12 protein-coding genes are annotated in these 20,193 nt (G+C 66.3%); 7 read left to right on the top strand and 5 right to left on the bottom strand.

Going from position 1 to position 20,193, the window contains the following annotated elements; translation table 11 throughout:
- Positions 1-493: 493 nt before the first annotated feature.
- The 3 genes from AB0L53_RS46420 to AB0L53_RS46410 form a co-directional block, all read right to left on the bottom strand.
- Positions 494-1,585: an integrase core domain-containing protein gene (locus AB0L53_RS46420; protein WP_364009263.1), complete on the bottom strand. Its 1,092-nt coding sequence runs from the start codon at positions 1,583-1,585 to the stop codon at positions 494-496.
- A 171-nt stretch (positions 1,586-1,756) separates the two neighbouring features.
- Entirely contained in the window at positions 1,757-2,497 is a 741-nt protein-coding gene (locus AB0L53_RS46415) for a hypothetical protein (RefSeq protein WP_364009260.1), read from the bottom strand.
- 11 nt (positions 2,498-2,508) lie between these two features.
- On the bottom strand, positions 2,509-3,579 hold the full coding sequence (locus tag AB0L53_RS46410; protein WP_364009257.1) for an ImmA/IrrE family metallo-endopeptidase: 1,071 nt from the start codon (positions 3,577-3,579) through the stop codon (positions 2,509-2,511).
- 92 nt (positions 3,580-3,671) lie between these two features.
- Between AB0L53_RS46410 and drmD the strand changes: the two genes are divergently transcribed.
- From drmD to drmC, 5 genes are read left to right on the top strand one after another with little or no spacing between them, the layout of a single operon-like run.
- The gene (drmD, locus tag AB0L53_RS46405) at positions 3,672-6,842 is read left to right on the top strand and encodes a DISARM system SNF2-like helicase DrmD (protein ID WP_364009254.1); all 3,171 of its coding nucleotides are present in this window, start codon (positions 3,672-3,674) and stop codon (positions 6,840-6,842) included.
- On the top strand, positions 6,839-10,879 hold the full coding sequence (locus AB0L53_RS46400) for a DNA methyltransferase (RefSeq protein ID WP_364009251.1): 4,041 nt from the start codon (positions 6,839-6,841) through the stop codon (positions 10,877-10,879). The genes drmD and AB0L53_RS46400 overlap by 4 nt, the downstream gene beginning before the upstream one ends.
- Positions 10,876-14,622, top strand: coding sequence for a DISARM system helicase DrmA (drmA, locus tag AB0L53_RS46395; RefSeq protein WP_364009249.1), 3,747 nt, complete (start codon positions 10,876-10,878; stop codon positions 14,620-14,622). The genes AB0L53_RS46400 and drmA overlap by 4 nt, the downstream gene beginning before the upstream one ends.
- Entirely contained in the window at positions 14,622-16,658 is a 2,037-nt protein-coding gene (locus tag AB0L53_RS46390) for a DUF1998 domain-containing protein (RefSeq protein WP_364009246.1), read from the top strand. Before drmA ends, AB0L53_RS46390 begins: the two co-directional genes overlap by 1 nt.
- Positions 16,633-17,352, top strand: a complete 720-nt coding sequence (drmC, locus tag AB0L53_RS46385) for a DISARM system phospholipase D-like protein DrmC (RefSeq protein WP_364009243.1) — start codon at positions 16,633-16,635, stop codon at positions 17,350-17,352. Before AB0L53_RS46390 ends, drmC begins: the two co-directional genes overlap by 26 nt.
- Before the next feature lie 516 nt (positions 17,353-17,868).
- On the opposite strand, the gene AB0L53_RS46380 is transcribed toward drmC, so the two are convergent.
- Positions 17,869-18,009, bottom strand: coding sequence for a helix-turn-helix domain-containing protein (locus AB0L53_RS46380; RefSeq protein WP_364009505.1), 141 nt, complete (start codon positions 18,007-18,009; stop codon positions 17,869-17,871).
- 22 nt (positions 18,010-18,031) lie between these two features.
- Positions 18,032-18,220 carry a hypothetical protein gene (locus tag AB0L53_RS46375; protein ID WP_364009502.1) on the bottom strand — a complete coding sequence of 63 codons (189 nt, stop codon included), beginning with the start codon at positions 18,218-18,220 and terminating at the stop codon, positions 18,032-18,034.
- A gap of 212 nt (positions 18,221-18,432) precedes the next feature.
- On the opposite strand from AB0L53_RS46375, the gene AB0L53_RS46370 reads away from it, so the two are divergent.
- Positions 18,433-19,170 (top strand): DUF6444 domain-containing protein, encoded by a 738-nt coding sequence (locus AB0L53_RS46370; RefSeq protein ID WP_364009240.1) that lies wholly within the window; start codon positions 18,433-18,435, stop codon positions 19,168-19,170.
- A 46-nt stretch (positions 19,171-19,216) separates the two neighbouring features.
- Entirely contained in the window at positions 19,217-19,912 is a 696-nt protein-coding gene (locus AB0L53_RS46365) for a transposase (protein WP_364009237.1), read from the top strand.
- Positions 19,913-20,193 lie beyond the last annotated feature (281 nt).

Raw genomic sequence — 20,193 nt, 5'->3', positions numbered from 1 at the left:
GGCCCGGCAACATCAGCCGGCCGAACACTCGAAGCGTGATCAGACAGAGCAGGCGAACAGGCACAGGACGCGATCTTTCCTGCGGGTACGAACCCCGGAAAACCACAGGTCAGAGCCGTCGTGGTCGCGTTTTGACGCGGTACATGGTCAGCCGGGGTCGGTCAGGACCTCGCCGCCTTCCACCCCGCCGGTGAGCAGGCGACGAGGCTCCGTCGCGGTAGGGTTCTGGCGGACTTTCTTTAAGGTGGACGGCACGTGTGAGCAAGGCTGATGAGCTGATCGGCGCGGCGATGGAGGCCCTCACCCGCGAGGATGAGGCAGCCTTCGACTCCGCCGCTGCCTTCCTGGCCGACCGGGACGACGCCGATCGCGTGCTGATGGAGGTTGTGACCTGGGCGATCTCGGGGTTGTGGCGGAACGGCTGGCAGCCCGCCGACGTGGTGAGGATCGCGGCCAGGCGGCTGACCGTGTGGGTGCCGAATATTGTGTCGCCTCATGCGACCTGGGCGTATTCGTGTAGGAGACCGCCGAGGCGGTCTCGTCGGGAGACCTTGATGTCGGCGTCGACCGGATCAGGTAGCGCCCGCAGCGGGCTGGCCTGCTTCAAGGCCCGGTGCGGACGATGCCTATTGAAGTAGGTCTCGTACTCGGCGAGGACTTTGCGCAGGTGGCGTTCGTTCATGATGAGGATCCGGTCGAGGAGCTCGCGGCATACACTGCCCACCCACCGCTCCATGATCGCGTTCATCCGAGGAGCCTGGGGCGCAGTGAGCACCACGCGGATACCCGCGGTCGTGAACACCTCATCGAACAGACCGGTGAACTTCTTGTCCCGGTCTCTGATCAAGAACCGGAAGTCGCCGGTCCGATCGCCCAGGTCGAGCATCAGGTTGCGGGCTTGCTGCGCGACCCAGCCGGCGGTTGGGTGCGCCGTGACCCCCAACACGTGGACCTGCCGCGTGGCGTGCTCGACCGCAGCGAAGCAGTACAGCCGCGCGAGCATCACCGTCTCCACGCTGAAGAAGTCGCAAGCCAAGATCCCGGACGCCTGAGCCTTGAGGAACTGAGTCCAGGTCGGACCACTGCGCCGGGGCGCGGGATCGACGCCGGCCCTCATCAAGATCGCCCACACGGTGGCCGGGGACACCTTCCGGCCCAGGCCGGCGATCTGCCCGGCAATGCGCCGGTACCCCCAGTCCCCATTTTCGGCGGCCAAGCGCAGCACCAGGGCTCGGATGGTAGGGCGGATCGGTGGCCGTCCCGGCCCATGCCTGGGATAGGTCCAGCGTCGCTTCACCAGGTCGGCGTGCCAACGCAGGAGCGTCCTCGGTGTGACGAACAGGTGACATCGACGGCATCGGGGAAGGAGCCGCGCCAGCGCGGAAAGGATCGCCCGGTCCGCCCACGACGGCCGGGGAGCGGCGACCTGGCGGCGGAGAACAGCCAGCTGATGCCGCAACACCAAGATCTCTGCGTCCTTGGACGCCTGCGATCGGGCGAGCAGCGCAATCCAGCCGAATACCCGTAAGCCGATCAAGTACAGCAGCCGCAGAGCCATCATGCGATCCTGCCAGAGCCGAGCCATCGAACACAGCAAAACCCCAGATCAAAGCCTATGACAGAATATTCGGCACCCACACGAAACAGCACAAGAGCCGAGCCTAGAAGACAAGGTCAGACTCTCTGCACCAGTTCTGGCACCGGGCAGGCCAGGGTCTTGAGCTACGCGAGCCCCAGTTCCATGGAGTCCTTGGGATTAGAAGAGTGGCATCTGTTCGGGATCAGCCTCTTCTGCGATCTGTTGGCGCCCTCGCGGGACAGGGATCGACTCTTCAGCGCCATTCCCGCCAGCCAGCCTCTGTGACCGACCAGCTCCGGCAACAGGCGCGGGGGCGGAGCCGGGGCGGGGTCCCGGATAGACAAAGTGCGGAGTCCCTGGCACGGCGAGCAGATCGGCGACGGTTGGCTCTCTCATAGGCCGCCCAAGCTGGCAGAGCCTCCGCATGTGGTCCCGCGCGGTTTCGGTATCAATGAGGCCACTTTGGATCGCCAAGCGCACCACGTCGATGGTCTCGTACGTCGTGATGCCCTCCGCACGGCCGAACCGGACGGCCTTGCGGTCGTCGGAGATCCACGCGGAGCCTTGGAACTGCGGCCAGTGGAGGATGACATAGCAGCTCTGCGCCTCACCGAGGTGCTGCGTGTAGCGGCCTCGCAGTCTCGTCCCGGCAAAGGCACGCCGGCGCAGCGCCTCGACGCCGACGATGTCGGCCTCCCGCGTGATCAGGATGGGCGAACCGAGCCACGGATCCGCGCCGAGAAGGTCGGCGAGCGCGTCAAGGGGTTGACCGCACCTGACCCCATTTCCGATCTCGAAGGCGACGGCTTCGGTCCATCGCCCCTGTCCGTCGAGCATCTGCTTGAGGAGCGCGACCTCACCCAAATACGCGAAGTTGCTCAGCACGGTCGTGTCGGGGAAGAAGAAGGGGGGCATCATGTGTCCGTCGCTCAGTATCCGGGCTCCAGGCGGCGTTCAAGCTCGCCGACGTCCTCGTCAAGGAGGCTGGCGAGGGGTTGCAGGGTGGAACGGCCGGCCTCGTAGACGGCCATCGTGTCGCGGACCAACAAACGCGGTGGTCTAGGCCGTTGAGCCTCGGCGACCATCGCCTCGTAGGTCTCGGTCTTGCCGGTTTGCTCGGCCGCTCGGAGCGCGCTCAGCTCGCTGAACCGGTCACATCGGCCGGAGTCGATCAGGTGGAGCTCCTTGAGCCGAATGGCCAGAGCCTTCGGGCTCACCCAGAGCTCGGTGACCAGCTCCGCGAAGCCCTGATCGGTGAGCCCCATGCTGCCCACTCGCGCGCGGAGGAGGTCTTCCGGCATGAGGAAGACAGCGGCGAAAGCATTTGCCCGTTGTTCGCTGTCGCTGCGCCACTGCCGCCCTTGGAGGAAGATGTTCTTGTCCAGGCTGATCTCCTGGTCGTCGCCAGCAAGAAGGTGTCCGAGCTCGTGAGCGAGTGTGAAGCGCTGCCGGCACGGGTTGGACGACGTCCCCAGAATGATGATCTTTGTGTCGTCTGCGGAGGCCGCCATGCCGTCGAAGTCGCCGCCGAGGTCGACCAGGGCGATGTCTACGCCGAAGCTCTCCTCGACGGCGGCGACGAGATCAGGGTCAGCTACGAAGACCTGTCGGGCGCGCTGTGCCGCCGCCCGTCCCCATTGACGCCAGCCGCTGAGGTCGACGGGCACGTCGAGCCGTCGCCACCGCAGGCCGTAGCCGATCTCCGCGATGCTCTGGCGATGAGCGGTGTAGCGGAGCGCAGCGGTCAGCGCGGTTCTGGCGTCCCCGCGCTCGGCACGCGCCGAGCTGTCGAGTCTGGGCCGAACTCCGGTAATGAGGTAGTCAAGGTTTTCCTCCCTGGCATCCGCGATCTTGGCGAGGTCCAGGGAGGAAAAGGGCCGTTGCCCGGACAGAGCCGCCGCCAGAGCGGCACTATCGAGGTCCGCCTGCGCGGCGAAGGCTTCCTCGCTCAGTTGGGAGGCGCTGATGAGCTCCCTAACGCGGTCGGCGATGTTGGACACGGGAAAAGCCTCTCCCGCGCACTGTCGTTGGCGCAAGAGATCCGCTTATATGGCTGTGCCAGGGGAGTCAGGGAGATCAAAGGATGACGTCGATGACCGACATGCCGACCGTGCCAGAGCCCGGCCAGGTGGTCAACGTGCGCGGCTCGGTATGGGCGGTTGCCTACGTGCGGACTCAGGGCCTGTCGCGCAGTCCCGCGGACGAAAGTGTGCCGGGGCTGACGCATGTCGTCGAGCTGCAGTCGCTGGAAGAGGACCGGCTCGGACAAGAGCTCGCCGTGGTCTGGGAGCTTGAGGTCGGCCACACCGTGGCGCCTGACCAGGGTCTGCCGGAGACGGTCAACCCGGACGACTTCGACGATCCCGACACGCTGGCCGCCTTCGTTGACGCGGTCCGCTGGGGCGCCGTCACCTCTGCCGACGCCAACTCCTACCAGTCCCCCTTTCGCAGCGGTGCGAACGTTGAGGCGTACCAGATGGAGCCGCTGGACCGCGCGCTTCGATCGTCGCGTACCAACCTGCTGCTTGCCGATGACGTCGGCCTGGGCAAGACGATCGAAGCTGGGCTCGTCGTCGAGGAACTGCTCCTGCGCCACCGGGCCCGGTCGGTCGTGATCGTCTGCCCGCCGAGCCTCATGCTCAAATGGCAGGACGAGATGCGAGAGAAGTTCGGCTTGGAGTTCACTGTCGTCGACAGCGCGCTCCTGGCCAAGGTCCGGCGCACCCACGGCCTGGCCGCCAACCCGTTCCGTCTCTACCCGCGGGTGATCGTGTCGATGGCATGGCTGCCGTCGTTGCGCGCGCAGCGGCTGCTGCGCGATGTGTACGGCGAGACCGGCCAACCAGGCAGCGCCCGCCGATTCGCCTTCGACGTGCTCGTGGTCGACGAGGCCCACCACGTCGCGCCGCCCAGTCCCACCGTCACCAGCGGCGGGCGTGGGTACGCGGTCGATAGCCAGCGCACCCGCGCGGTCCGAGCGCTTGCCGAGAGGTGCGAGCACCGGCTCTTCTTGTCGGCGACACCGCACAACGGCTACACCGAATCATTCGCCGCGTTGCTGGAGATGATCGACAACCGCCGATTCAGCCGAGGCGCGATCATCGACACACAGGCGCTGCGCCAGGTGACGGTGCGCCGGCTCAAGACGCAGCTGACGGACAAGGACTTCGTGCCGCGCGAGTTCAGGAAGCTCCTCTTCACGGCGGGGCCAGAGGAGCAGCGGCAGTTCGAGATTCTTGAGCGAATCATCCGCGAAACCGCCAAGGTCACCAGGCAGTCGGGGTCGGGCGACATCGTGGGTATGCTCCTGAAGAAGCGCTTCCTGTCCAGCCCGTATGCCTTCGCGCGCACCCTGGAGCAGTACACCCAGGCGACGACAGCGGGCGCCCAGGAGGTTGAGGACGAGGACGCCTACATCCAGGAAACCCTGGGCAGCGGCCAGTCCGATGAGGAAGAGGGTGAAGCCGACCACCCGGAATTCACCGCGCTGCGTCGGTCCAAGAAGGACCACCCGTTGGTCGCCAATCCAGGCGAGATTGACGATTTGATCACCTGGGGTCTGGGATACGAGCACCGCCCCGACTCCCGACTCCAGGCGCTCATCGACTTCCTGGACGCAACTTGCCGACCCGATGGCACGCACTGGTCCAACGAGCGGGTGGTCGTCTTCACCGAGTACGCGCAGACGCTCGCCTGGATCCAGGGAGTGCTGGAGCAGCGCGGCTATGCGGACGGACGCCTGTCGGTGATCCGCGGCTCGACTCCGAAGGAGAACCGGGAGACGATCCGCGCCCGCTTCAATGCGGAGCCGGCGGCCGAGAAGGTGCGGGTCTTGCTTGCCACCGACTCGGCGGGCGAAGGTATCGACCTGCAGACCTACTGTCACCGGCTGGTCAACTTCGACATCCCATTCAACCCCTCGCGGCTCGAGCAGCGGATTGGCCGGATCGACCGCTACGGCCAGACCAGGGCCCCGCTGATCTACCAGCTCGCCCCGAGTGCAGACTCCAGCACCTACGCGGCCGATCTCGACTTCATGCGGCGGATCGCCGTGAAGGTGGGCCGCGCCGCCGAAGACCTCGGCTCGATGAACAACGTCATCGACGCCGACATCCAAGAACGCTTCAGCCCGACCGGCCGCAGGCCGCGCCGCAAGGCCCTCGACGAGGGCAGCGCCATCATCAGGGAGGTGCTGGCTGGTGGCGTCGAGCTCAACCGCCGACTCACCGAACTGTCGCGGACGTACAGCGAGCGCAAGAAGGAGATGCACCTCACGCCCGCCAACATGCGACGGGTGGTGGACACCGCGCTCGACCTCAGCCATCAGCCGCCACTCAAGCGGATCGCCGACCCCAGAGCCGACGCGAATCTGCTGGACGAGCGGCCCGATGCTGAGATCTTCGAGGTGCCCGACGCGCTGGCTCCCGGCTGGCAGCAGGCCGTGCGTGGCCTGGATACTCGCCTCGATCCCGGCGTTCTGCGGCCGATCATGTTCGATGAGGAGGCGGCCAGGGGGCGCAGCGACCTCGTGCACATCCATCTCGGTCATGCGCTGATGCAGCGCGCCGCCCGTACTCTGCGATCGTCTCTGTTCAGCGCCGATGCCCCGGTGCGGCGGGTGACCGCGATAGTCATTGACGACCTGCCGCAGTCGTGCGTGCTGGCGGTCTCCCGGCTCGTTCTGGTGGGCAGAGGCGGGCTGCGGCTGCACGAGGAGGTCTTCTTGACCGGGGCGCGCTTGCGCGGCCAGGCGATGGCAGAGGAGAAAGTGGAGCATCTGCTGGACGAGGCGCTCGACCGCGGGGGGCTCGCCCTCGCCCCTGATCCCGCGCGGCGCTGGCTGACCGAGCAGTGGAACGTGCCCGGCTCCGCCTTGCGCGCCAAGCTGCTGCACTCGATGGAGCGCAGGGCGGAGCGAAGGCAAGCAGAGGTCACCGCGTCGCTGTCGACCCGCCGCGAGGCCGACGTCGCCCGCGCCAAGGAGATCTTCGCAGCGTTTCGCCGCAACCTGCACGAGTCCAGGGACACGCTCGCCGATGAGATTCGCGAGCAGGAGGAGAGCATGCTCTACGTCGACGACCAGCAGGCTCAACGCCGCCGCGACCTGCGCACGATGGAGGATCGGCTCGATAGCCTGGGCGAGGAGGAGGCGCGGGAGATCGCCGCGATCGAGGAGCGGTACGCCGACATCCGTCCGCACGTCGCCGCCGCCGCAGTCGTCTTCGTCCTCACTCCGGCCGACGCAGACGGGGAGCTCTCATGAACCCGTCCAACTCGAACTGGCTGCACCGGTCCTGGCTCACTCTGGTCGACGCTGAAGGGCCGTTCCTCGCCATTCCGCCGCTGCGCCGCGTTTGGCCACAGGGTATGCCCCCCGCCTCCCGGACCGTACTCGATACGCTGCGGGACGCCAGGCCCGGCTTCGAGCAGGCGTGGGAGAAGCAGGACAGCAGACCGGAGGATGAGGCTGCGCTCGCGCTCTACCACGACGCGCGCGACTCCTGGGTGGAGACCGTTCTACGCGACGTCCTGCGCTGGAAGGACAACTACCGGCCAGGCGCGCACGGCGTCGAGGTCCGCTCGCCCGACCACCGCGTCACCCTCCGGCCCACCGGCGCGTTCGTCCGCGGCGGCGAGAGCTTCGCGCTCGTGCTGGTGACAGACCCGGTTCAGACGCTACGCGAATCGCTGGACGACGGCTGGGCAACCAGCCCGATCGACCGGATGGAAGAGCTGCTCCGCAAGGCAGGCGTGGGTATCGGGATCGTCACCGACGGTCGCTGGTGGGCACTCGTCTCCGCGCCCAAGGCAGGCTTGGCCGCTTCCGGCATGATCGACGCGCAGACGTGGATCGAGGAGCCGCAAGTCCGGGACGCGTTCTTCGAGCTGCTCTCGCCGATCCGCCTGGCCGGCGGCAAGGTGGCCGACCGGCTGCCTGCCTTGTTCACTGAGTCGGTAACGGCCACCGAGGCGATCACCGAGGCGCTCGGCACTCAGGTGCGCCGCGCCGTCGAGCTTCTCGTGCAGGCCTTCTCCGAGTCCGCGATCGAGGCCCGCAGGCGAGGTCGCCTCAACCCGTTGCCCGACGACCCGGCCAAGGTCTACGAAGCGGCCGTCACCATCATGATGCGCGTCGTCTTCCTGCTCTTCGCCGAGGAGCGGGGGTTGCTGCCGGACGGTCGTGTCTTCACGGAGGGGTACGGCATCGCCGACCGGCTCGACGAACTGGACGCTCGGCTGCGGGACGAAGGCGCTGAGGCGCTGGACGCAACCTCACTCACCTGGCACCGGCTGCTGGCCACCTCCCAGACCCTCTTCCGGGGCGCGACCTTCGAGGATCTGCGCCTGCCCGCCTATGGCGGCTCGCTATTTGACCCGGCCCGCTTTCCCTTCCTATCGGCACGCACCGAGCAGCACACGCTGACCATCACCGTCAGCGACCGGGTCATGGTCGAGGTCATGCGCGCTGTCCAGGTCGCTCAGATCAGGGGCGAAGGGGCGCGCCGGATCTCCTTCCGTGACATCGACGTGGAGCAGATCGGCTACATCTACGAGGGCCTGCTGGGCTACTCGGCCGCCGCCGTGGACGAGGCCACCGTCGGCCTCATCGGCTCCAGCAGAACCGACCCAGCCACGGGCCACATCCTGCACACCGGGGAGGAACCCGAGGTCCCCTTGGCGGTCCTGGAACGGCTCGCTGCCGCCCGGCCCGACACGAAATCCTTCGCCAAGGCCCTTGTCGCCTGGGCTAAGGAGGACCAGCCCGCAGCCAAGCCGCCGAGCGAGGCCACCCTGGTCAAGGCCCGCGACGCCGTTCCCGAGGATGCCGAGCGCGCCCTGCGCGCCGTCACCAACGACGAGGCACTGCGCGAACGCCTCCGCCCGTTCCTCGGGCTGATCCGCCGCGACCTGCGCGGTCGGCCGTACGTGGTTCAGCCAGGCGGTGTGCACGTCATCGAAACGCCGTCGCGGGCGAGCGCGGGCGCTCACTACACGCCGCGTTCGCTGGCCGAGGAGGTCGTACGGCACGCGCTGGAACCGCTCGTCTATGAGCCGGGACCACACACCGAGCCTGACTCCAGCATATGGCGGCTCGTCTCGCCCGAGCGGATCCTCGACCTCAAGGTCGCCGACATCGCCTGCGGCTCAGGGGCCTTCCTCGTCGCCGCCGCCCGCTATCTCGCTGAACGGCTCATGGAAGCCTGGAGGAACGCTGACGTCGCCACCGGTACGTCGCATGAATTGCACGTCCACGCCCTCCGCACAGTCGTCGCGACCTGCCTGTACGGTGCAGACATCAATGCGATGGCCGTGGAGATGTGCAAGCTGTCGCTATGGCTGGTCTCCCTGGACCCCAAACTGCCGTTCTCCTTCGTCGACGACAAGATTTTGCTCGGTAACTCGCTGCTGGGAGTCACCGACCCGCGGCAGCTGGAGGCGCGCAACATCGACCCCCTCGCGGAGCCTCCAGCCACCCTGTTCGAGATCGACGTCGACGAGGTCTTGGCCAAGGCAGCACGGCTGCGACAGCAGCTTGCCACCGAGGTAGACGACCGCGATCCGCAGCGCTCGGCCGCCACCAAACGCCGGCAGCTGGGCGACTACCAGCGGCTCGTCGCCCAGCTCACCGACATCGCCGACGGCGTCATCGCCGCCGGGCTCCGGTTCGGCGGCAAGCCAGGCAAGCAGCTCCACGAGGCGTACAAGAACCTGCGGGTTGCCCTCGAGTTCGCCCACCCGGCGCCGGGCGAAGCGCCGGACCGGGCCATACTGGAGTCGATTCTCACGGCTGGGCTCACCCCGACCGTCTCCACCGACTACCCCCGCTGGAAGCCGCTTCACTGGATCATTGCAGTTCCTGACGTCATGGCCCGCGGCGGCTTCGACGCCATCATCGGCAATCCGCCCTTCCTGGGCGGCTCCAAACTCACTGGGGCCATGGGAACGAACATTCGCGACTGGTTCGTTCACGTGCTCGCCGACGGCGCCAGAGGCAGTGCTGATCTGGTCGCCTATTTCTTCCTGCGCGCCATAACTCTTCTGACCTCTAAGGGCAAACTCGGCCTTATCGCCACCAATACCCTTGCCCAGGGCGATACCCGTGAGGTCGGCCTCGACCGAATAGTGTCCAGCGGATTCACCATCACTCGGTCTATCCAGAGCAAATCCTGGCCGGTGTCCACCGCCAGCCTTGAGTATGCAGCGGTTTGGGGCACCAGAGGTCCCATCCCAGACTCACTTCCACGGATTGCCGACGACGTCGAAGTCCGGCGGATCTCCACGCTTCTGGAACCCGCCGGAGCACTCGACGAGTTGCCGAGGAGACTTCTAGCGAACAAGAACCTCGCGTTCAAGGGGTGCGATATCAACGGCAAAGGCTTTGTTCTTGAACCTGAGGAAGCCGCCGACTGGATCGAAGCCGACCCACGCAATTCCGACGTCGTGTTCCCTTATCTCAACGGTGAGGACCTAAACTCGCGCCCGGATACTTCGCCGTCACGGTGGGTCATCGACTTCAACGATCGCTGCGAAATCTGCGCGCGCCGCTACAGTCTGCCGTTCGAGCGTGTGATGGAACAGGTAAAACCCGAGCGAGCAAGGAAAGCCAACGCTGTCCAGAAACTCCCTTGGTGGCTCTACGAGAGACCTCGGCCCGCCATGCGTGCGGCCATAGTAAACCTCGATGCGGTCCTCGTGATTGCCCTGGTCAGTAAGACTGTGATGCCGATACGCGTGCATACGCGCCAGGTCTTCAGTGGAAAGCTGGGTGTCTTTGCAACAGACTTGTTCACGGATCAGGCAGTGCTGTCATCGAACATGCATCAGCTGTGGGCAATCAAGTACGGGTCGACGATGCGTACCGACGTTAACTATTCGCCAACCGATGTCTTTTTGACTTTCCCTCGGCCGGAGCCCACGACGCGGTTGGAGGAGGCGGGCAAAGCGCTTGACAGAGAGCGGCGGGAGATCATGCTGCAGCAGCAGCTTGGGCTTACAAAGCTCTACAACCTGGTCAACGATCCGGAGATCTCCGATGCCAGCGACCTGGCAGCAGCTCGGATGCGGGAGACCCACGTTGAGCTAGACAAGGCCGTCATGGACGCCTACGGATGGAGTGACCTGCCACTCGATCACGGCTTCCATACCTACCGACAGATGACCAGGTGGACTGTGTCCCCGGAGGCCCGCGTGGAGATCCTCGATAGGCTGCTGAAGGAGAACCTGCGTCGCGTCGCCGAGCAGGGCGCTGCTCTGCCCCCCGCCGACGAGCACGACAAGGACGAGGGAGGCGACGCGTGACCACCCCGAGAACGCCAGGTGGTCAGGCCACCGATAGCTCCGATGGCTCCACCAGGCCGGAGCGCAAGCCGTACCAGCTTAAGCACGAACCCGACGGTACCTCCTGGACTGACAGGGCCAACCTCGCCGACATCCTGGAGCGGGAGCTCCTGGGCCCGACGAACGGCCCGCACGAGATCCTCGATGCTCCACCCGATGTCGCTTACCTGGTAGGACGGATCGCGCCGGTCCGGCTCACGCGCAAAGCCAACTCCCCGCAGGAGCGGGATCCGGTGGACGCGGAAACCGGCGAGCAGCTCACCGACGTGGGTGACGCGGAGGATGCCCACGCAGACCGAGGTGTGCCGCTCACCGCGGTTGACGACACCACGGCCACTGCGGATGAGGACACCGGCGTCGAGGACGACCCGCAGCGCCGCGGGCTGGTGATCCCCGCGTCGATGGGGTTGCGCTGCCAGATCCCGGCCGAGCTCGAGACGTTCACGGTCGTCGCTTCGTGGGGTGTCTACGAAACGCTGAAAGAGGAGGCCAAGGACGCGCGGTCGCATCGCCGCTACCAGCGCACTCCTGTCGAGGTCGCGCAAAAGATTAAGGTGGCCGATCTGCGGCATGGCCAGACGGAGACGTATTCGCTCAAGGACAAAGTGGTGCTCCGGGTCGACCGGTTCGACGACACCGCACGCGACCGGGTGATCATCGAGATCGCGCTCTGCAACGACAGCGAAGCGGAAGCACGGATCCCCGTCAACGCCTGGCTCTACCAGACGAAGATCGAGGCGCATGCGGATGGAGCCGAGGTCTTCCTGCCAGTTACCGACGTGCTAGAGGCGGATGCGTGGTTGGAGCGCGACGACGAGCTGCGCCGCCTGCAGTTGCAGTACCGCGACCGGCTGGAATTCGCGCACGGCCGTACCTGCTCGGCTGACTGGGAAGCGTCCAAAGGCGGGCGGCGGGCAAGCCGTGTGTGGACGACGTGGCTGCCGATGAGCGAGACGCCACCGGTCGATGCGGAGCTGATCGAGGGCGCGCTGCTCGACATGCGCAAGCTCGCACAGGCGAGCCCGGAGGAACTGCGGGAGGGGCTCAGCCCGATCGTGGACGGATACGCGGCCTGGCTCGGTGAGCAGGAGGGCCGAGTTCAGGCTCTCCCCGCGCATTTGCTCCTGGTGGGACAGGAGGCGGTGGATGAGGCCCGTTTCGTCCACCGACAGCTCACCGAGGGGTTGGAGCTCCTCGTAGGCGACCCGGAGGTACAGCGTTGCTTCGCGTTCATGAACGACGTGATGGCCGATCAGCGCGTCCGCACCCAGGTTGCGGCCAGACGCGGGGCGAATGAGAACCTCACCGTCGACGAGGCGCACGAACAGGTCCTGAAGGGGAAGTTCCCGCACTCGTGGCGCATGTTCCAGATCGCGTTCATCCTCATGCAGCTGCCCTCGCTTACCGATCCTGCCCACACGAGGCGCGGCGGTGACAGTTCTGCGGCCAAGGCGGAGCTGCTGTTCTTTCCCACCGGTGGCGGCAAGACGGAGGCGTACCTGGGCCTGGCTGCGTACGCGTTCGCGATCCGCAGACGCCAGGGTCCGATCGCGACGCTGGATGGCGGCGCCGGAGTCACCGTGCTGATGCGGTACACGCTGCGGCTGCTGACCTCGCAGCAGTTCCAGCGGGCCGCGGCGCTGGTGTGCGCGGCTGAGCTCGCCCGCCGGGCCGACACAGCCACGTGGGGGCAGGAGCCGTTCCGCATCGGCCTGTGGGTGGGGACGGACGTGACCCCCAAGCGGATCTCGGAGGCGCGCAACGAGATCGAGAAGGCCACCAAGGGCCGCAGGCGGCTCACTGTGCTGCAGACACAGCGCTGTCCCTGGTGCGGCACCAAGATAGGAGTCGGCAACGTCAAGGCGCCCAACGACGACAGGCGCCGAGTCTTCGTTTACTGCGGTGACGAGTTCGCCGAATGTCCGTTCGCAGAGGGCGGCGAGGTGGAGGAGGGACTACCGGTCCTCACCACCGACGAGGAGATCTACCGGCTGGCGCCGGCGTTCCTCATCGCCACGGTCGACAAGTTTGCCCGGCTCGCCCGCGAGGGGGAGGCGGCATCGCTATTCGGCTACGTCTCGCAGCGGTGTGATCGGCACGGCTATGTCCACCCTGACTACCCCGGCTGCACCATCCAGGATGGCAGCAAGCACCCGGCTAAGCAGGGTCTGCCTGCGGCGGGCAAGCGGCATGTGCCGCGTCTCCGGCCACCAGATCTGATCATCCAGGACGAGCTGCACCTCATCACCGGCTCACTCGGCACAACAGTCGGGCTCTTCGAGACCGCCGTCGACGTCATGGCGAGCTGGCGGACGGTGGACGGTCGCCGCGTCCGGCCACTGATCGTCGCTTCCACCGCTACCGCGCGCAACGCCGCCGACCAGGTCCGCGCCCTGTACGGGCGCGACATGTCCATCTTCCCGCCTCGAGTACTGGATGCAGGATCAACGTTCTTCTCCAAGGAAGCCGACGTCACCAGGGACAAGCCGGGGCGTCTGTACGTGGGGCTGAGCACGACAGGCGTACGGCTCACCACCGCTGAGATTCGAGCCGCTGAAGTCCTCATGGCCGCAGGTCAGCTGCTGTTGGATCGGTCAGGTAGGACCGCAGACCCATACATGACACTGGTCAGCTACTTCAGCGCCACGCGCGAGCTGGCGGGTATGACGCGGTACCTCGGCGACGACGTGCAGACCGCCCTGTCCAAGGGGCGGCCTTGGTCGGCGCTGCCGCGCCGAACCGGCACCGACTTCGGCAGGTTGCATATCGCCGAGCTCACCGCCCGGGTCTCCAGTTCCGACATCACCGGCACGCTGGATCAGATGGGCGTCGAGTTCGACCCGGCTTACGACTCGTCCCAGGGGCGGGCCGACCGTGCCAAGCGTCGCGAGGCTGGCGAGAATCTGCCGCAGCGTGCGCTCCTGCCGTTCGACGCTGTCAACGCGACGTCAATGCTGCAGGTCGGCGTGGACGTTGGACGGCTGGGGTTGATGCTCGTGGTCGGCCAGCCGAAGAACACTGCAGAATACATCCAAGCTTCTTCCCGGGTAGGCCGGAGCGAGGGCAAACCGGGGCTCGTCCTCGCATTGAGCAACTGGGCTCGGCCCAGGGATCTGGCGCATTTCGAGCAGTTCCGCCACTATCACGAGACGTTCTACGCGCAGGTCGAGGCCCTGTCAGTGACACCCTTCTCGATCACCTCGATTGAACGCGGTCTCGACGGCGTGCTGGTCAGCGCCGCTCGGGTACTTCACGCGCCGGTGCGCGACGGGCTCTCGCCAGAAGAGGGCGCTGACCGGATCAAGCAGTTCGATCATTTCGCCGAGGAACTCGTCGATGCCCTTGCCGAACGATGCGCCTGGGCGGCGCAGGCCACCGCGGACGCCACTGCGGTGGAGACGGTCCGGCGTCGGTTGGGGTACCGGCTGGACCAGTGGCGCGCCCGCCGCTCATCGGTGGTGTCCGACCGCAAGGTGCTGGTCTACGAGAAGGTCTCCGACCACGGGCAGTACGCGCCTCTCATGATTGGCGCGGAGAATGCCAAGGCGCTTGCAAACAGCCGAGATGCGGCACCCTTCGTCGTGGCCAACTCCATGCGCGAGGTCCAGCCTGAGATCAACCTGCTGGTCAGCCCGATCGAAGAGAATCTGAGACACCATGAGCCGCCTGGGACACCGCAGTGGCAGCTCCCGGAGATGATCTGATGCACGACGATCGATTCATCCATGACCCCGCCCAGGCGCTCGATCCGCTCGGCGAGGTGGAGCGACTCAACGATGAGGGCATCAAGAAGAACAGGGCAAAGGTGGGATCGGCGCGCCCGTCCTCGCTGCTCTACACCTACGGCCCAGGCTCGATCATGGACCTGCCGAACTTCACCGTGATGCCCGCCGGCCTGGACGACTGGGAGCGCATCTGGGCGCGCCGCGATGGCGTACCCGAGATCAAGGCGCCCCGGCTGCGCGAAGTCGTCCGGATGATGCTCGGCACGACAGACGTGCAGCTCCGTCCCCATCCTTGGCAACCCAAGCGATCGAACCGCTCGGCCGAGGGAGACGACCTCGGGGTTCCATCGCGGATCTTCCCGCAGTGGATGCGCTGTACCGGTTGCGACATGCTCGGTGGGCTCGCCCAGTTCGAATACACCAACACCCACCCGTTCCGACCCGACTTGGCGATCTTCGAGCATGTCGGCTGCCCAGGGCGCAGAGGCGAGAAACGGCAGAAGCAGACCAGCGGCAAGAAGAGTAGGCGGCCGGCCGTACCCGCTCGTTACCTGCTCGTCTGCGAGCAGGGGCACCTCGACGAGTTCCCCTACGACCATTGGGTGCATCACTGGCAGGCATGCCCGGAAGCCGAACGGCCGGTACTTAAGATGACCGACCGGACGGCCGGCAAGGGCGCCTCTGCCACGATCCAATGCGCCGCCTGCCAGGCTCGCCGTCCCATGAACGAGGCCCAGAACGATCGGCGTAAACTTCCCGGCTGCCGGGGGCGCCACCCCCATCTGGATGCGTTCGAGGACAACGAGTGCGGCCTGGAGACGCGGTTGATGCTGGTGGGCGCCTCCAACCTCTGGTTCCCTGCTACTCAGTCGATCATCGTGATGCCGGAGACGAAGGACGAGCAGGCTACGAGCCGAGCCGACGACGTCAGGACCGCACTCGGAGAAGATCTCGCTGACGCCGCCACATGGCCCAAATCGGCGCTTCGCCGCCTGCTGGGGAGCCAGGGTATCGACCTGTCCGGCGACTCCGATGACGAATTGGACGCCCTGCTCGTGGCCGCCGCGCAGCCCGTTGTTACGGTTGAGAGGCAGGCCGAACGGCTGCGCGACTGGGATCCGGTTGACCTGCTCGTTCCGGAGTGGATTTATCTCCAAAAAGATCCGCTTGGCCCCGGGCATCGCGACGAGGCAAGCGGCCTGGTGCTCTCCTGGCGCGACCGGGACGCCCACTTGCCCAAGAAGATCACCCGAGTTCTCGCCGTCGAAAAGCTTAGGAAGGTCAACGCACTCGTGGGCTTCACTCGCGTGGACGACATGGACCGCGCGGGCGACCTTCCGTCGCGGCTCGTTCCCCTCACCCGCAAGCGCCCCAAATGGACCGTGGCTACCGAAGATCGCGGCGAGGGCATCTTCCTCCAGCTCGACGAGGCGGCCGTTGCTGACTGGGAGGGCCACGTCCTGAAGTCGCGCCTCTGGGCGGCGCACCGCGACGCGAACCGGCGTAACTTCTGGCGGCGGTTCTCGGAGACCGCGAAGAGCGTCGAACCGGATTCGCGCCTCAAACCGCCGCGCTACTGGTTGGTGCACACCCTCGCGCATGTCATCATCCGCGAGGCGGCGATGACGTGCGGGTACGGCGCGGCCAGCCTGAGCGAGCGGCTCTACGCCTGGCCAGCAGCCGAAGGCCGGCCGCCATCGGCCGGTCTGCTCATCTGCACGACGGCCTCCGACAGCGACGGCACGCTTGGCGGCCTCGTCCAGCTCAGCCAGCCCGAGCGGCTCGCCGAGCTCGTCAACGGCGCGCTCTACCGGGCCGAGCGCTGCTCCTCGGACCCGATCTGCGCCAACCGCACACCTCGCGACAACGAAGATTTCCTGCACGGTGCGGCCTGCCATTGCTGCGCGATGGCGTCGGAAACTTCGTGTGAGCGAGCCAACCGGTTCCTCGACAGACGTTTTCTCCTCGACCTGCCCTGTGGTGAGGGCCTTGGTTTCTTCGACCACGTCAGCTGATGGGGACGCGGCGGCAGAGCTGGGCCGCCTGCTGTCGGGGAGCCAGGCGCGCGAGCTTGCCGACCGGCTGGTCCACGGTGAGACACTCACCATGGCCCTGCGCGCGGTTCCGCCCGGACTGCGCTTGTCTATCCGCCCTCTTCTGGAGCAGCTTGCCGGTGGCGTCGTGCCGATCCTGCGGGCCGTCGAGGGCTCGCGGTCGCACTCGACGGCGCTCGACCCGCTGTGGACCATGCCCGGCGCCCTCGCTCAGGCTGGACGGCTAACCAGCTCCATCTCCCGCCTGGTGGACGGCGCCCGCCAATCCGTCACCTGCTCGACCTTCAACTTCCAACGCAGCTCAGCCCTGTGGGATGCCCTGGCCGCGGCTGCGCGCCGCCCCGAGATCGAGCTGCGTGTCTACATCGACACCCGGGCTGCCCAGTCGCCGTCGGCTGAGGAGATAGCCGCCCACCTGCGTGGCGGCGTAGTCATGCGCACCCGAGAATTCGACGGCCGCTATGTGCGCAACCACGCGAAGCTCCTCGTCGTCGATCACCGATTCCTCATAACGACCAGCGCAAACTTCTCCTGGAGCGCCGAGCGGGATAATGTCGAATTCGGCCTCTGGATAGACAACGCGACGCTCGCCGAATCCATCGAGCGAGAACTCCGCCGCGTCGCAGATCTCCTTTTCGAACGCGTCGAAGCGTGAATCGTGTGATGTTCTGGACCGCTATACGGATCCTGCGGGGTCCACGGGGAGACCTAGCGAGCCGACACATTTCGAGGACACCGATCTGTTCACCCGGCTTCTGAGCGTTACGCCAGTACCGCTTCAGAATCCACCGCGTGTTACCTGACCAGGTCGTTCGCCAGAGCGATGAGATTGGGGTAATCGTTTCGCCTCGTCCCTGTCCCGCTTCAAAACTCGTACACACGGTCTGATCTGGTGCTCATTTGGGCACTGCACGACTCAAGGGGTGGTCGTTGATCGTTCTTGCGGATACTCTCCACTGCTGTATCCAGCATCCACTTGGCGCGGCGACCCAAGCCCACCGCGGTGCGGAAGGTAAATCGCCTGGTAGATGGTGTCGTGCGCCAGGTGCCGTTCCGGCTCATCGGGGAAGGCGGTGCGCAGGGCCTGGCTGATCTGTTCAGGGCTCCAACGCTGGTCGAGGTGGTGCTGGATGAACTGCTTCAGCTCGGGGTCGCGCTGGATCTTTCCGTCCTAGGAGCGGGCACGCCGGACGACGGCCCGGCGCTGGGCATGGAAGGGGTGGTAGGCGCCGGTGCGCGGGTCGCGGTTACGGCGCACCTCCCTGCTGATCGTGGCCGGATCGCGGTCGAGCTCTCGGGCGATGGCGCGCAGCGAGTTCCCGGCCCGGAGCAGGTCAGCGATGACGAGCCGCTCCTTTTCCGACAGGAAGCGCGAGGAGATGGCGTCGGTGTCGGGCTGCTCGGTGATCGGTGGGTAGGGTACGCTCGCGCCCGGTCTGGTCGACTTCCTTCCTGCCGTACCTCCAGCGGGTGCCGGTCCTACGGTTGATGCCCAGCTCTCGGCACGCGGCCGAGTTGCTCATTCCCTGCGCCATGAGGCGAAGGTATTGATCACGTTTGTCCGCCAGCGGAGCGGGTCCACGCTTCTTATAGGTCCGACGCGCCTTGGTCAAAGCAACACCCCACGGGGTAAGCATTCACGTCGTGCACGGGGCGTAGCAGTTCAAGTGGTTGTGTAACTGTCCGTCACGTTGATGAATTGCGCCACAGGTGATGTGATCTTCAGGTGTCCGGCTTGGAGGAGCTGTCGCGCGAGGAGCTGATCGCTCTGACGCGCGCGCTCATGGCTGAGAACGCCGCGCTGAAGGCGGAGGTGGCCGAGCTTCGGGCCGAGAACGCCGCGCTGCGTGAGCGGGTGGCCAAGCTGGAGCGGATAATCTCGCGTAACAGCGGCAACTCCGGGATGCCGCCCTCGGTCGATGACCTTCTCGGCCGCCGCCGGCCGAAGGACCGCATGCCTGGCAGCAGCGCCGGGCGCAGGCCGGGCAAGCAGCCCGGTGCCGAAGGCAAGGCGCTGGCCTGGTCGGATGAGGTTGCCGATGGAGACATCGTCGAGCATTATCCGCACAGTGCGTGCGGGTGCGGGGCCGATCTGGGCCAGGCGGCCGATCTGGGGGTGACGGCCCGGCATCAGCAGATCGAGGTCCCGCTGGTGGTGGCCCGCCGCCTGCAGCACCACCTGCACGCGGTGGCCTGCCGGTGCGGCCGGGTGCATACCGCGCTGCGTCCGGCGGGCGTGCCCGCAGCGCCGGTCAGCCTCGGGGTGAATCTGCAGGCGTGGTGTGTGTATCTGCTGGTCGTTCACGCGATCCCGGTGTACCGGGTCGCCGAGTTGGTGGCCTCGCTGACCGGAGCGGAGCCCTCGCCGGGGGTTCGTTCACGGTTTGATCCGGCGGGCCGCCGCCGCGGTCGCCTGCGCCAATGCGCGGATCCGGATGCTGCTCACCCTCGCCTACGTGGTGTGCTGCGATGAGACGCCGATCCGGGTGGGGCCGAAGAAGGCCAAGAAGTAACTGCTGGTGGCCTGTGACCGGCTGCTGACCTGGTACATGCTGGGCGGGCGTGACCTGGACACCTTCAAGCGGTTTGTGCTGGCCGACCTGTCCGGTGTGGTGGTGCACGACCGCTACCAGAACTACGACGCCGCCGAACTCGGGGAACGTGATCATCAACTGTGTGCGGCGCACCTGCTACGCGATCTTGAGGACTGCGCCGAGACCTACCCGAAGGCGCGCTGGCCCCGGCAACTCCGGATGGCGCTGCGCGGCCTGATCCACGCCGCCAACCCGGCCCGCGCCCAGGGTGAGGATGCGATCGCGCCGGGCACCCTGGCGATGTTCGCCAAGATGTTCCGCGGCGGAGTCGCTGTCGGCCTGTCGCAGGTCAAGCGCCTGCCCGGCCCGTCCAAGACCGTCACCCAGCCGGTCGGCCGGGCGCTGCTGGAAGTGCTGCGCGACCGCGCCGGCGATGTCCTGCGCTTCGCCCATGACCTGCGCATCCCACCCACGAACAACCAGGCCGAGCAGGACTTGCGACCAGCGAAAACTCAGCAGAAGATCTCCGGCAGACTCCGCTCGGAGAAGGCCACCGAGCATCGGTACGCCATACGCGGCTATCTGTCCACCGCGCTCAAACACGGTCTTGACGTCATGACCGTCCTGCGCGACGCCCTTCTGGGCAACCTCTGGATGCCACCCGGCTCGATCGCCGCCTGACGTCCCGGGACCGGCCTTACCCTCGCGCGCCACTGAACGATCACATAGCGCGATCAACAGAATCCGAAACGCGCAGGACGTGAATGCTTACCCCACAGGGTCAGGTGTTGCGACCACCTTTAGAACCCAAGCCGTCAGGGTGGGGCCAGATGGAGGCGTCATAACCACTACCTCGATAGGCAAGTTCGGGGGTATCACTCTAGGTGTGGAAATGATCACCGAACGTAGACGGAAGTCTGTAAAGATCATTCACCATCTCGGGGGAAAACACGATCATGTCC

It is taken from the genome of Nonomuraea sp. NPDC052129 (assembly GCF_040680095.1).
In the GTDB taxonomy this organism is placed as follows: Bacteria; Actinomycetota; Actinomycetes; order Streptosporangiales; family Streptosporangiaceae; genus Nonomuraea.
Note: the sequence above shows the minus strand (reverse complement) of the source record. Positions and strands in the feature narration are given on the sequence as shown.